Below are 13,597 nucleotides of genomic sequence, written 5' to 3' on the forward strand. Positions count from 1 at the left end.
CGATGGGCCTGCTGGCGTTTTCATCCTGAAATCGATACCGACTCGGGACAATATGCAGTAGGAGACAGGGATGCCCGGCCCCGGGTCATATCCCGAAGACCTGAGCGCGACCAAACGGTCTCAAGGCGAGCACGGCAAGACCACTCCGATGACATCCAAGCGCAAGGGCTATCTCTTCGTCTTCGCCGCAATCCTGATCTTCACGCTGCAGGACGCGACCTCCAAGCATATGGGCAGCCTCTATCCGCCTGTCTTCATCACGATGATCCGCTACTGGGCGTTCGCCGCCTTCGTCGTCGTCCTGGCGGCACGCTCCAGCGGCGGCCTGAAAGCCGCGATCACCACGAAGCACCCGGTGCTGCAGGTAGTGCGCGGCCTGCTGCTGGTCAGCCAGATCGTCCTCGTCATCGCCTCCTTCGCCAGCGTCGGGCTGGCGCATTCCCAGGCGATCTTCTCGGTCGGGCCGATTTTTGTCGCGCTTCTTTCGATCGTCGTTCTCGGCGAGCGCGTCGGCTGGCGCCGCTGGACGGCGATCTTCGTCGGCCTTGTCGGCGTTATCGTGATCCTCGATCCGAACGGCGGCGAACAGGCCTCGCTGCTCATCGTTCCCGTCTCCTCGGCGCTGATCTTCGCGTTCTACGTGGTGACCACGCGCCTCGTCAGCCGCGAGGATACGGCGATGACCAGCTTCTTCTACACGGGCGCGGCCGGCGCGGTGGCCATCACGCTGGTCGGGCCGTTCTACTGGACCTGGTTCGCCCCGGTCGATTGGCTGTGGATGGCGCTCCTCTGCGTCACCGGCACGTCCAGCCACTTCTTCCTGATCAAGGCCTACGAATATCTCGATGCCTCGGAAGTGCAGCCGCTGACCTATCTGCAACTGGTGTTCGCCAGCATCATCGGCGTTTCCGTCTTCGGCGAAGTTCTGAGCGTCAACATGATCGTCGGTGCCGTCATCGTCGTGGCTGCCGGCATCTTCACGGTCTGGCGCGAAAGCGTCGTCGCCCGTCGGGCCGGCGCCCTCAAAAGCCGCCCCCCGGCCTGAGGCCGGCGCGAGCGACAGGCTCAGAGTGGCGGCAGCGCCCAATCGATCGGCGGCCGCCCGTGCGCTTCAAGAAAGGCGTTGGCCTTGGAAAAGGGGCCCGTGCCGAAGAATCCGTTATGCGCCGACAGAGGTGACGGATGCGCCGAGCGCAGCACGAGATGCCGGCTCTGATCGACGAAGGCGGCCTTCTTCTGGGCGTAGGACCCCCACAGGATGAACACGACCGGCCGCGGCTGATCGTTGACGGCGCGGATGATGGCGTCGGTAAACGTCTCCCATCCCCGCTTCTGGTGGGAGGCCGCCAGCGACCGCTCCACCGTCAGCACGCTGTTGAGCAGCAGCACGCCCTGCTCCGCCCAATGTTCGAGAAACCCGTGCCGGGCCGGCGGGATTCCGAGATCGGTCTGCAGTTCCTTGTAGATGTTGACGAGCGAGGGTGGAATGCGCACGCCGGGCCGCACGCTGAAGGACAGCCCATGCGCCTGGCCTTCCCCATGATAGGGATCCTGCCCGAGAATGACGACGCTGACCTTGTCGAGCGGCGTCAGGTCCAGCGCCCGGAAATACTCCGATCCTCTAGGAAAGATCTGCTTTCCCGCCTGTTTCTCCGCCTGAAGGAAACTTTTGAGCGTGCCCATATAGGCGCTGTCGAATTCCTTCGAAAGCGCCTGCTTCCAGCTCTCCTCCAGCCTGACCGTCCCGTCCATCCTGCCCGTCCCATGCCTGTTCTTGAAGGGTCTCTCGTCGGGCAAACGATAGATCATCGCGCCGTCATCGCAAGAGCGGCGTCGCAATGTATTTCCGCAAACATATCGCTAGCCAACCAGCCGTCGCTCGTTATATTCGTCAAGATATTTCGATTTCCAAAGAGGGTGGAACACCAATGTTACAAGCACTGAAGAGAAACGGACGAACCACGCTGGCGGTCCTGGCGCTTGCCGTTGCATCGCTTGCAACGCCGGCGGTAGCCGCGGAGAAGGTCACCGTCTTTGCCGCCGCAAGCCTCAAGAATGCGCTCGATGCCGTCAACACCGCCTGGGAGCAGCAGAGTGGCCATGCCGTCACCACGTCCTATGCCGCCAGCTCGGCGCTCGCCAAGCAGATCGAAGCGGGCGCGCCGGCCGACATCTTCATCTCCGCCGATCTCGCCTGGATGGACTACGTCGCGGACAAGACGCTGATCCGCGCGGACAGCCGCTCGACGCTTCTCGGCAACCGCCTCGTGCTCGTGGCGCCGGCAGCAGACGCCAAGCCGATCGACATCGGCCAGGGGTTTGATCTGAAGGCGCGGCTTGCCGGCGGCAAGCTTGCCATGGGTGCCGTCGACTCGGTACCGGCCGGCAAATACGGCAAGGCGGCGCTCGAAAAGCTCGGCGTCTGGAAATCGGTCGAAAAAGATGTCGCGGGCGCCGAAAACGTTCGTGCCGCCCTGCTCCTCGTTTCCAAGGGCGAGGCCCCGCTCGGCATCGTCTACGAGACGGACGCCGCCGCCGACCCCTCGGTCAAGATCGTCGGCACCTTCCCCGAAACGTCCCACCCGCCCATCGTCTATCCGATCGCGATCCTGGCGGAGAGCAAACATCCCGACGCCGCCGCCTATCTCGATTTCGTCCGCTCGCCGGCCGCAAAGCCGCTCTTCGAGGTGCAAGGCTTTACCGTTCTCGGCAAATAGGAAAAGGCTAGGCAGGCGCAGACAGTCACGGATTGCGCAGTGCGTGGAGGACAATGCGACGTGGACTGGCTTGCCCTCAGCGATGCGGAATGGACGGCGATCCGGCTGAGCCTAAAGGTCTCGGCCGTCGCCATGCTCTCAAGCCTGCCTTTGGCTCTCTTAGCGGCAATGGCGCTCGCACGTGGCCGGTTCTGGGGGCGCTCGCTCCTCAACGGTCTGGTGCACCTCCCCTTGATCCTGCCGCCGGTCGTCACGGGCTTTCTGCTGCTCATCCTGTTCGGACGGCGCGGGCCGGTCGGCGCTTTCCTCGAAACCTATACCGGCCTCGTCTTCTCCTTCCGCTGGACCGGGGCGGCGCTTGCCTGCGCGGTCATGGGATTCCCGTTGATGGTGCGCAGCATTCGCCTGTCGATCGAGGCGGTCGATGGACGCCTGGAGCAGGCCGCGGCCACGCTCGGCGCGTCGCCCGGCTGGGTCTTTGCCACCATCACCCTGCCGCTGATCCTGCCGGGCATCATCGCCGGCATGATCCTTTCCTTCGCCAAGGCCATGGGCGAATTCGGCGCCACCATCACCTTCGTCTCCAACATTCCCGGGGAGACGCAGACGCTGTCCGCCGCCATCTATACGTTCACGCAGGTGCCGGGCGGCGATGGCGGCGCGCTTCGCCTGACGCTCGTCTCGGTCGTCATCTCCATGGCGGCGCTCCTCTTGTCGGAATGGCTCGCCACCGCCGCCGCCCGCAAGGTGGCCGGTGCATGACGCTCGATGTTTCCGTGTGCCACCGGCTCGACGCCTTCTCGCTCGACATCGCCTTCTCCGCCGAAGGCGGCATCACCGCCCTTTTCGGGCGCTCGGGCTCGGGCAAAACCTCGCTGATCCGGATTGTCGCGGGCCTGATCCGTCCCGACGAAGGGCATGTGCGGCTCGACGGCGAAACCATCGTCGATACGGAAAGCCGGACGATGATCCCGCCCCATCGCCGCCGCTTCGGCACGGTGTTTCAGGAAGGCCGGCTGTTTCCGCACCTCAGCGTGCGGCAGAACCTGCTCTACGGGCGCTGGTTTTCCAACGTCTCGGCGGACACAGGCGACATCGAGCGCATCGTGGACCTTCTCGGCATCGCGCCGCTGCTCGCACGCCCAACCGCCAATCTTTCCGGTGGCGAGAAGCAGCGGGTGGCGATCGGCCGGGCCCTGCTGGCGCGGCCGCGCCTGTTGCTGATGGACGAACCGCTCGCTGCCCTCGACGACGCGCGGAAAGCCGAGATCCTCCCTTATCTCGAACGCCTGCGCGACGAGACGGACATCCCGATCCTCTATGTCAGCCATTCCGTCGCGGAAGTGACGCAGCTCGCCGATCGCGTGCTGATGATCGAAAACGGCCGGCTGGCCGCGAGCGGAACGGCGTCGGACATGCTGAGCCTGCCGGGTTCGAGCGAGGCGATCAGCCGCCGCGAAGCCGGAACCATGATCGAGGCGATCGTCGCGTCCGAGCAACCCGATCCTCGGATCGTCAAGGTCGTCTCCGGCGGCCTGACGCTCTGGCTGGCCGGCACCGGGCGCAAAAGCGGACAACGCCTTCGCCTGCGGATCGCTGCCCGCGACATTCTGCTGGCCACCCGTCGCCCGGAAGGCCTGAGCGCGCTGAACATCATCGAGGGCATCATCACCGGCCTGGAGCCGTCCGGCCACGATCAGGTCGATGTCGCACTCGACTGCGCCGGCACGCGGCTGACGGCGCGCATCACCAGCGTCTCGTGCGAGATGCTCGGCCTTGTCCCGGGGATGACGGTTCACGCCGTGATCAAGACGGTTGCGCTGGATCCTTGAGCCCGGCGCGATGCGTCTCGAGCCAGTCGATATCCTCGGCCATGGCCGCAAGCGCCTTGTCCTCCATCGCCCGGAAACGCGCGATCAGCGCCTCGCCGAACGGCGTCACCGCCGCGCCGCCACCCTGTTTGCCCCCGCGCTGGGAGGTCACGGCATCGTCTTCGAACATCGCATTCACGGCACTGACCAGCAGCCAGGCGCGGCGATAGCTCATGTCCATGGCGCGCCCGGCGGCCGAGATCGACCCGGTGTCGCGGATATGTTCGAGAAGCGTGATCTTGCCGCGCCCCAGCCGCTCAAGCCCGGAGGGGCCCGGCAGATCGAGCCGGATGACGGGCCGTGGCGGCGATGTCTGGACCATGGATTATCCGTCGAGATGTGCCAGCAAGACCGGAGCGGCCCTCTTGTCCCCAGCATGGGAGCGCAAGGTGGCCACGGCTGTCAACCCGCCATCGCGAACGACCGTCAGCCCATCCGCTCGGATGCATAGGAGCCGGGACTTGCCGGAAACACGATGGTGCGGTTGCCGTTCATGAACACGCGGTGGTGGATATGGGCATGCACCGCGCGGGCGAGAACCTGGCTTTCCACGTCGCGCCCTATGGAGACGTAGTCGTCGGGCGACTGCGCATGCGTGATGCGGGCGATGTCCTGCTCGATGATCGGACCTTCGTCCAGGTCCTCGGTGACATAATGCGCCGTGGCGCCGATGAGCTTCACACCGCGCTCGTAGGCCTGCTTGTAGGGATTGGCGCCCTTGAAGCTCGGCAGGAACGAGTGGTGAATATTGATGATGCGGCCCGACATCTTCTTGCACACCGCATCGGACAGAACCTGCATGTAGCGGGCAAGCACGATCAGTTCCGCATTCGATTGCTCGACGATGTCCATCAGCCGCGCCTCGGCCTCGACCTTGTTGTCCTTGGTCACCTTGATGTGATGGAAGGGAATGTCGTGATTGACGACCACCTTCTGGTATTCGAAATGGTTGGACACGACCCCGACGATTTCGACCGGCAGTGCGCCGATCTTCCAGCGGTAGAGAAGGTCGTTCAGACAATGTCCGAAACGCGACACCATCAGCAGCACCTTCATGCGCTTGGCGCTATCGTGGATCTGCCAGGTCATGGCAAAGGTTTCCGCGATCGGTCCGAACCCCTCCTGGATCGCCGCCTCGCTGACGCCCTCCTCGGAAATGAAGCTCACCCGCATGAAGAACAGGCCGGTCTGGAGATCGTCGAACTGCGAACTGTCAACGATATTGCAGCCTTGCGTGGACAGATACCCGGAGATCGCCGCAACGATGCCGCGGGTGGATTTGCAGCTGACGGTCAGCACATAGCTCTTCATGGGATGGGTCTCTCGCCTTTGCAGATCGCCGCGGACGCGCTCGTCCGTCAGGCTGCAAGCTACCGTGCTTGCGAACCCTCCGTCCATCCGCTTCGCGACATCCGCTAGCAGGAACCGGCCATCCGGTCACTCTCGGGCGTCGAACAGGCAAGACCGCGCCGAAAATCGCCAGGGCAAATCGCGCCCCATATCGGCCGAGGTTCCTTGTTAACGCGCCGGTTACCCTCTCTCGCACATGACGTGTGCTCTGCAGCATCCATTAGTCTTTGACCTCTACATCTGCGTAACGAACGACGAACCGCGCGCCGTGGACATGGCGGGATGCGGCTCGATCATGGCAATGACCCGGGAAGACCCAATGTCGACGGAAAAGCCCAAGCAGCAGCTATCGGTGAACTTCGCCATCAACGTCGCAGGCGCGATCGCGCCGATCGTGATCGCGCTGGTGACGGTGCCCATTCTCGTGCGCCATATCGGCGATGCCCGTTACGGCGTCATGTCGATCGTCTGGGTTCTGCTCGGTTATCTCGGCTTTCTCGACCTCGGCCTGTCGCGCGCCTCGACGAATGCCCTGTCGCGCCTTCCCTTTTCCGCCACGCAGGAACGCTCCGAAATCGTCGCGACCTCCTTCATCCTCAACATGGCGCTGGCAAGCCTCGGGGCCGTGCTCCTCTACTTCGCCGGCAATTTCCTGCTGCTCACCGTCTTCACCGTACCGCCGGAGCTCGAGGCCGAAATCGCCACGGCGCTGCCGTTCATCGCCTGTCTTCTGCCGCTCGCTCTGATTTCCGGCTTCTCGATCGGCATCCTCGAATCGCGGGAACGCTTCCTTTTGGCCAACGGGCTGCAGATCGGCGGCATGATCGTCGGGCAGGTCGTCCCGGTCCTCTGTGCCATCCTCATCTCGCCCGATCTCTCGGTCATCATTCCGGCCGCCGCCCTCTCCCGCGCGGCCTCCGTCGTCGTGGCGACGCTGATCGCGCTCTACACGGAACAGGGCTTCCGCTTCGATAGGTTCCGGTTTGCGAAAGTCCGGTCCCTGATGAATTATGGCGGCTGGATCACGCTGTCCTCGATCATCCTGCCGGTTCTCAATACGCTCGACCAGATCATCATCGGCAAGACGCTCGGCGTCAGCGCCGTCACCTATTATTCGGTGCCGATGAACCTCGTGATGCGCAGCCAGGTCTTTACCAGCTCGCTCGCGCGCACGCTGTTTCCGCGCCTGTCGAGCCTGCCGCGGGCGGAGGCCATCGCCATTTCCGAGCGTGCGATGATGGTCAGCGGCATCCTCTATGCCGGGCTCTGCGCGGCCGGTATCTTTCTCATGCGTCCCTTTCTCGACCTCTGGATGGGCCCATCCTTCACGGCGATTGCCGGAACCGTCGCCGTCGTCCTCCTGATGGGCAGCTGGCCGAATGCCTTGACCTTCGCGCCCTTCACGCTGTTGCAGGGACAGGGTCGTCCCGACATGACGGCGAAGATCCATGTGGCGCAGATGGTGCCCTATGTCCTGCTGCTGGTGCTCCTGACGCACCAGTTCGGCATTCTCGGCGCCGCCATCGCCTTCCTCTGCCGCGGCTACGCCGATTGCAGCCTGCTCATTCTCTTCTCCCATATGCCCCGGCGCATTTTCCGCGCACTTTTTCCGTCAGCGGTTCTGGTCGTCGCGGCGGGCGTGCTTCAGTTTGCTCTCGCGGGCTCGACCCCGGCCCTCTTCCTCGCCGCCTGCGTCAGCATGGTGATCGCGATCGTCCTCCTGCGCCTTCAGGAACGGGAGGTCTTCAACCAGACGCTGGCGGTCGCGATGGGCGCATGGAACCGACGCCGGTCTGCGGGCTCTGCGGTGCCCGTGACCAGTCCCTCGATCGTCGGGCGCACCTTTCCGCCTGCGGTCGGTGCGCCGCAGACCGTCGAAAACCAGGGAGCCTGACGGTGGCGACGCGACAGAGCAGCGATATGACGCCGCATGGCGAAAAACCCCTGATCGTTCAGGTCGTGCGCCAGTTCCTCCCCAATCGCGGCGGCCTCGAAGACGTCGTCGCCAATCTCTGCCATTCGCTGCCGGAGCGCGGCTTCCGCGTGCGCGTCGTCACCTGCGACAGCCTGTTCTCCGAACCCGAGCGCGGCCGGCTGCCCCACCAGGAGACCATCGACGGCATCGAGATCGTCCGCATTCCCTGGCGTGGCTCCCCCCGATATCCCGTCGCACCCGCCATTTTCCGGCATTTGCGCGACGCCGATCTCGTCCATGTTCACGCCATCGACTTCTTCTTCGATGCTCTCTCCTGGGGGCGCTTCCTTCACCGTCGCCCGATGGTCGCAACCACCCATGGCGGCTTCTTTCACACCAAGTCCTTTTCAGCTCTGAAGAAAACCTGGTTCAACACCATTACGCGCGGCTCGGCCCAGGGCTATGCCGAGATCATCGGCTGCAGCGAGGCGGATATGCGCACCTTCGAGCCGATCGCCGGAAGCCGCGTCCGCCTCATCGAGAACGGCGTGGATATCGCCAAGTTCGAGGATGCCGCGAGCCGCGTGCCGACGCGCCGGCTCGTCACCATCGGCCGGTTCTCCGCCAATAAACGCCTCCCCTTGCTGATCGAACTGACGGCCGCGCTGAAGGCCCGCCACCCGGACTGGAGCCTCGACATCATCGGTGTTCCCTCCGACCTCACCGTCGACATGCTGCAGGCCGAGGCGCGCAGGCAGGGCGTCGAGACGGCCGTGACCCTCCACAAGGGCCTCACAAATCCCGAAATCCGCACGCGTCTTGCAGAGGCTTCCCTGTTCGTCTCGGCCTCCGACTATGAAGGCTTCGGCCTTGTGGCCGTCGAGGCCATGAGCGCAGGACTGCTTCCGGTGCTCAACGCCAACGCCGCCTTCACCGATCTCGCGGGTCGGCACACGGAGCTGTCGCTCAGCGACTTCGCCGACATCTCGGCCACCGCCGACGCTCTGGAAGCGGCCTACGCCCGCCTGGAAACGCGCGGCGACGCGCTTCGGGCCGATCTGATGTCTGCCGCCAGAGCCTATGGCTGGAATGCCGTGGCCGATCGCTATTGCGACGTCTATCGCTCGGTGCTCGGCCTTGCCGCGGCACCCCGCCCTGCCCTATCGTTCGACGCGACCGCCCCTGCCCGATAAGGACTGACATCATGCAATCGACACGGTCCTTCGCCGGACGCGCCGCCCGTCTGCTCGCGCTGACAGCCTGCCTCTCGACCGGGGTCCAGCCGGCGCTTGCCGGCTGCTTCAACGGCGTCAATATCGCAGGCGCCGAATTCGGTACCATCCCCGGCACCTTCGGCAAGGAATACACCTACCCGTCCAAGGAAACGATCGACTATTTCGCCGGCAAGGGCTTCAACACCGTCCGCCTTCCGTTTCGCTGGGAGCGCATCCAGCGCCGGCTGAACGGTCCGCTCGACACCGAGGAACTCGCCCGTCTCAAGGAGAGCGTCGAGGCGATGCGCGCGCACGGGCAGACCGTCATTCTCGACCTGCACAACTACGCCCGCTACAACGAAAAGATCGTCGGAACGAAAGACGTGCCGCAGGCAGCGCTCGCCGATGTCTGGTCGCGTCTCGCCAAGGTCTTCGCCAATCAGAAAGGCGTGGTCTTCGGGCTGATGAACGAACCCTTCGACATGCCCCCCACCGCCTGGCTTCCGCCGGCCAATGCCGCCATCGCCGCGATCCGCAAGACGGGCGCGAAGAACCTCGTGCTGGTTCCCGGCGTCTCCTGGACGGGCGCGCATAGCTGGCAGGCGGACATCGGCGGCTCCTCCAATGCCTCGACGATGATCAAGGTCAGGGATACGGCAAACAATATGGCGTTCGAGGTGCACCAGTATCTCGACGGCGACTTCTCCGGCACGAAAGACGATTGCCCGCGCGGTGACGACGCGGTCGCCGCCCTGCGTTCCATGACCGACTGGTTCCGCGCCAACAAGACGCGTGGCTTTCTGGGCGAATTCGGCGGATCGGCGACATCGGACTGCATGATCGGGCTGGCCCGCATGGTCGACGTGATGGCGGAGGCAAAGGACGTCTGGATCGGCTGGACCTACTGGGCAGCCGGCGACTGGTGGTCGCCGGACGAACCGTTGAACGTCCAGCCGACCGAATCCGGCGACAGGCTGCAGCTGCGAGCCCTGACGACGCGCAAACTGGCCCGCGAGGAGGACTCCTGCCCGGCGCTCGACGCCGTCAAGCCGCGCTGAGACCGCGCCCGGCTTGCGAGGCATCTCGCGGCTTGCGCCCGAGCGCGGCCTCGTCGAGAACCGAAATGGTGCCGAACAGGAACCACAGCAGACCCGCCGTCTTGATGGAATAGCCGCTATCACTGATGATCATCAGCAGCAGCAGGTACACGATGACCATGCCGTGGAAGATGCGAGCCCTGCCGCTCTTCAGCGGCGCGAAGACGAGCAGTCCCCACAGCCCCATGAAGCCGAACAGGCCGAACTTCGTGAGCGTGTAGGCAAGACCCGAATCCGCCGTGAACTGCGTCGTCGTCTGGGCGCCGAACACCACGCGCAGATCGAGCGAGGTCAGGAGATGCGCCGTGACCTGAAACCGCCCGCCAATATCGTTCGGCCCGCCCTGCGTTCCCGACTGAATGCCGTAATAGGCCAGCACCGACAGCATGATGAACGGCAGGACATACCATGCGAGACGCGGCATGAAGCGGTAGACCGGCAGAAGCAGCGTCATGAGGATGCAGGTGTAGAGCCCGAACCGCGCATCTCCGAGGGCGATCACCGTCAGGGCGAGAAACAGCGTCACGAACCGCAGGCGCATGGTTGGCCGGAACAGGCACCAGCCATAGACGATCGCCCCGAAATTTCCGACCGACACGGGCTCGAGGAACACCGAGGACACCCGGTGCATGCCGAGGAACGGCAGGATGGTGCGCGCGCTCGGCCGCATGCCGCTGATGAAGAGCCCGGTCGTCTGTCCGTAGAGCTGATCGACCGTCACGCTGCCGCGGGCAAGGTAATAGCCGATGACGTTGAAGAAGGAGATGTAGACGTCGAGCGCCATATATTCGAACAGACCGACGGCGACCACGATGGCGGCCGAGATGAAGACCAGCCGGTCGGCGAGCCTGAGGTCGTGCAGCGTCCGGCCGGCGAAATAGAAGCCGATCGGAATGAGGATATCGCGCACGGCCTTGAGGTCGGGCTGGCCGCGCATGGTGAACAGGAAAAGCATGTAGGAGATGAAGACGGCGAGCAGCATGTAAGGCGCCGTGCGCCGCCCCAGCGCGACGATGAAGACGCAGCCGATAAGCACCATCTCCGACATCATCACATGTCCGTCCGACACCCGCATCACGCGCGTATTGACGAGACAGAGAAGCGCGTTGAAGACGAGACCGCCAATGACGCTGAAGGCCGCAAGACGCGCAGAGAGGCCCCGCCAGGCATCGTCGTCCGCTGCCGCCACGCCGCGGACCGGCAAGGCGTATCGGGCCGAGACGTCCTGCAGGACGCTCATCAGGCCGCAGCCTCGACGACGACGGCGCCGACGAGCTTGGTCTTCCACGGCCCGAGCGACTGCGCGAGATCCTTCAGATCGGAGCGACCGACGCGTCCGGGCCGGATGACGATCGCGATCGCATCGCTGTCCTTCACGAAGGCCATCAGCCGCGCGGCATTTTCCTCTCCCGTCGCGTCGATGACCGAAAAATCGGCCGGCGCAGGCCGGACGGCCGCCGACAGGAGAGAACCGGACGCGCGACTGCGCTGGCGCGGCATGGCATGGCGATCGAGGCGGCGATAGCCGACGCTCTCGAATGCCGGCACGCCGCTTGTCTGCATACGCTGCAACGTGCCGGCCAGCGGCGAGGACGCGGAGACGGACGCGGCAGCCAGATCGACCGCGGCACCCGTCGCGGCGAGCGCGAGCGCGATATCGCCGACCAGCGTCTCGTCCGGCTTTTCCAGGCCCGGCGACAGAAACACGATGCGGGCGGGCACGGCGGCAACGGCATCGGTCAAGACATAGGCCGCGCGCGTAACGCCGGCTTCGCGCTGGCGTTCGGCGGCATGCGATCGGGCAGCCGCCCGATCCGAAATCGGCAAGCGCCCGCGCATCCGCGCGAACAGACCGCGCCCGCGGCGGGACCGGCTGGCATCCCAGGCGTCGGCGTCGGCGTCTGCCGGCCCGGCTTTCAGCGTCTGACGCGGGGCGATGCGCGCGATGACCGGGACGCCGAGCATGTCGACGATCTGACGATCGGAGGTCACGCGACCATCGAGCATCTCCAGCCCGACGGCGATGGCCGAACCGGCGGCAGCCCCGAACAGGACGCCGGCGATGGCCACCAGCAAAGCGGAGGCGCGCGTCGTCTTCGTCGGCGGCAAAGCTTCCGAGATGATGCGCGAATTGCCCGAACCGATGTCGTATTGGCGGCTCAATTCTTCCGACCGCGTCAGGAAGGAGGTGTAGACGCCGCGGATCGCGTCCGCCTCGCTCTGGAGCTGGGCCAGCGTCGTGCGCGCGTCGCCGCTGTCGCCATTGGCATTGCGAAGCGCGGCAAAACGCGTTTCGAGCGCCGCGACATTGGCCTTGCTGCGCTCGAACGTATTGCGCACCGAGTCCTGCACCCGCTTCAGCTCCGACTCCAGTGCCCGGCGCATGCTTTCGGCCTGTGCCTGCGCGGTCAGAAGCTGGGGATGGCGGCTGCCGAGGCTGGTCTGCAGCTCGGCCAGCCGGTCGAGCGTCTGCGCATAGCGCGTCCGCAACGTCGTGACCGAGGTCTGCTGGAGCGCTTCGGGGATCGCACCCGAGGCGAGATCCCCGGTGGTGAGAGCCCGCACCTGATTGTAGTTGATCTGCTGCTGTTCCAGCGCCGCGCGCGCGCTGCCGAGCTGCTGCGTGACATCCTCGAGCTGCTGGTCCGTCACCAGACCCTTTTCGCCGGTGCTGATCAGCCCGTTCTGTGTGCGGAATTTTACGACCTTGTCCTCGGCTTCGAGCAGCCGCTTGCGCAGCGCCTCGGCCTCGACCTGCAGGCTCATGCTGGCCTTGAGGCTCTTGTCGGACCCGATCTTGTTCGCCTTGTCGAGGTAGATCGCGGACACGGTGTTGGCGATCTCGGCGGCGCGGTCCGCATTCGGATGCTGTGCCGTGATGGTGAAGACCAGCGACTGGTCGGCCCGCGTGATGATGAGGTTCTGCGCCAGCGCCGCAGCCGCGCCGGCAGCGGCCGCTTCGTCGGAGCCGGGGCCCGGAGGAGACCGCCCGAGAATTCGCCCGATCAGGCCGGCCTTTGCCTGGAAGAAGGGATCGTTCTTGAGCTCGAGCTTGCGCGCGGCTTCCGACAAAACGCTGAAGGATTGCATGACATAGATCTGGCTGTCGATCGCCTGCTGCGCCTGCGCGGGTGCGGCCGTGTCGCCGGCGGACTGGCCGACGGCGGCAAGCCGCTCGGGGTCGAGCAGGATCTGCGTGGAAGCGCGAAACACGGCCGGCTGGCTCAGTACGAAGGCAAAGCCCAGGCCGCCGAAGATCAACGCCGTCACGATGACGATGCCGATGCGGCGCATCACGATCGACGGAAGTTGAAAGACATCGATGTCCATAGGGCTTCCATTCCACGCCAGGTTGCGGCGAACACGCTTGGTCGAGACGTGCCGGATCCAAGACGGCCGGTGATCCACCCGCACGAGGGTCTCCGTCCTGAGA

The 13,597-nt window shown here is 64.9% G+C and carries 12 protein-coding genes; 7 read left to right on the top strand and 5 right to left on the bottom strand.

Annotated elements, in window-relative coordinates; translation table 11 throughout:
* Positions 1 to 148: 148 nt before the first annotated feature.
* The gene (locus ASG39_RS15990; protein ID WP_062596026.1) at positions 149 to 1,045 is read left to right on the top strand and encodes a DMT family transporter; all 897 of its coding nucleotides are present in this window, start codon (positions 149 to 151) and stop codon (positions 1,043 to 1,045) included.
* Between the two features lie 20 nt (positions 1,046 to 1,065).
* On the opposite strand, the gene ung is transcribed toward ASG39_RS15990, so the two are convergent.
* Positions 1,066 to 1,752, bottom strand: a complete 687-nt coding sequence (gene ung, locus ASG39_RS15995) for a uracil-DNA glycosylase (protein WP_062595936.1) — start codon at positions 1,750 to 1,752, stop codon at positions 1,066 to 1,068.
* A gap of 176 nt (positions 1,753 to 1,928) precedes the next feature.
* Here ung and modA point away from each other — a divergent pair, with 176 nt between their 5' ends.
* Genes modA through modC form a run of 3 tightly spaced genes read left to right on the top strand, consistent with a single transcriptional unit; the run spans position 1,929 to position 4,549 of the window.
* Complete coding sequence (gene modA, locus ASG39_RS16000; RefSeq protein WP_062595937.1) at positions 1,929 to 2,717, top strand: molybdate ABC transporter substrate-binding protein; 789 nt, start codon at positions 1,929 to 1,931, stop codon at positions 2,715 to 2,717.
* A gap of 60 nt (positions 2,718 to 2,777) precedes the next feature.
* Positions 2,778 to 3,479 (top strand): molybdate ABC transporter permease subunit, encoded by a 702-nt coding sequence (gene modB / locus ASG39_RS16005; protein WP_062595938.1) that lies wholly within the window; start codon positions 2,778 to 2,780, stop codon positions 3,477 to 3,479.
* Positions 3,476 to 4,549, top strand: coding sequence for a molybdenum ABC transporter ATP-binding protein (gene modC / locus ASG39_RS16010; protein ID WP_062595939.1), 1,074 nt, complete (start codon positions 3,476 to 3,478; stop codon positions 4,547 to 4,549). The genes modB and modC overlap by 4 nt, the downstream gene beginning before the upstream one ends.
* On the opposite strand, the gene ASG39_RS16015 is transcribed toward modC, so the two are convergent.
* Positions 4,524 to 4,910: a winged helix-turn-helix domain-containing protein gene (locus ASG39_RS16015; protein ID WP_062595940.1), complete on the bottom strand. Its 387-nt coding sequence runs from the start codon at positions 4,908 to 4,910 to the stop codon at positions 4,524 to 4,526. The two genes, modC and ASG39_RS16015, sit on opposite strands and share 26 nt — an antisense overlap.
* 104 nt (positions 4,911 to 5,014) lie before the next feature.
* Entirely contained in the window at positions 5,015 to 5,899 is an 885-nt protein-coding gene (gene purU / locus ASG39_RS16020) for a formyltetrahydrofolate deformylase (RefSeq protein WP_062595941.1), read from the bottom strand.
* Positions 5,900 to 6,257: 358 nt separating this feature from the next.
* Between purU and ASG39_RS16025 the strand changes: the two genes are divergently transcribed.
* The 3 genes from ASG39_RS16025 to ASG39_RS16035 are packed head-to-tail and all read left to right on the top strand — an operon-like array spanning position 6,258 to position 10,125.
* The gene (locus ASG39_RS16025; protein WP_062595942.1) at positions 6,258 to 7,832 is read left to right on the top strand and encodes a flippase; all 1,575 of its coding nucleotides are present in this window, start codon (positions 6,258 to 6,260) and stop codon (positions 7,830 to 7,832) included.
* A gap of 26 nt (positions 7,833 to 7,858) precedes the next feature.
* Positions 7,859 to 9,046 (top strand): glycosyltransferase family 4 protein, encoded by a 1,188-nt coding sequence (locus tag ASG39_RS16030; protein ID WP_062596027.1) that lies wholly within the window; start codon positions 7,859 to 7,861, stop codon positions 9,044 to 9,046.
* A gap of 11 nt (positions 9,047 to 9,057) precedes the next feature.
* Positions 9,058 to 10,125, top strand: coding sequence for a glycoside hydrolase family 5 protein (locus ASG39_RS16035; RefSeq protein ID WP_082477292.1), 1,068 nt, complete (start codon positions 9,058 to 9,060; stop codon positions 10,123 to 10,125).
* Here ASG39_RS16035 and ASG39_RS16040 read toward each other — a convergent pair.
* Positions 10,112 to 11,404 carry a hypothetical protein gene (locus ASG39_RS16040; protein WP_062595943.1) on the bottom strand — a complete coding sequence of 431 codons (1,293 nt, stop codon included), beginning with the start codon at positions 11,402 to 11,404 and terminating at the stop codon, positions 10,112 to 10,114. The genes ASG39_RS16035 and ASG39_RS16040 overlap by 14 nt on opposite strands.
* The gene (locus ASG39_RS16045; RefSeq protein ID WP_062595944.1) at positions 11,404 to 13,494 is read right to left on the bottom strand and encodes a GumC family protein; all 2,091 of its coding nucleotides are present in this window, start codon (positions 13,492 to 13,494) and stop codon (positions 11,404 to 11,406) included. Before ASG39_RS16045 ends, ASG39_RS16040 begins: the two co-directional genes overlap by 1 nt.
* Positions 13,495 to 13,597: the final 103 nt, after the last annotated feature.

The organism is Rhizobium sp. Leaf371, from assembly GCF_001424045.1.
In the GTDB taxonomy this organism is placed as follows: Bacteria; Pseudomonadota; Alphaproteobacteria; order Rhizobiales; family Rhizobiaceae; genus Ferranicluibacter.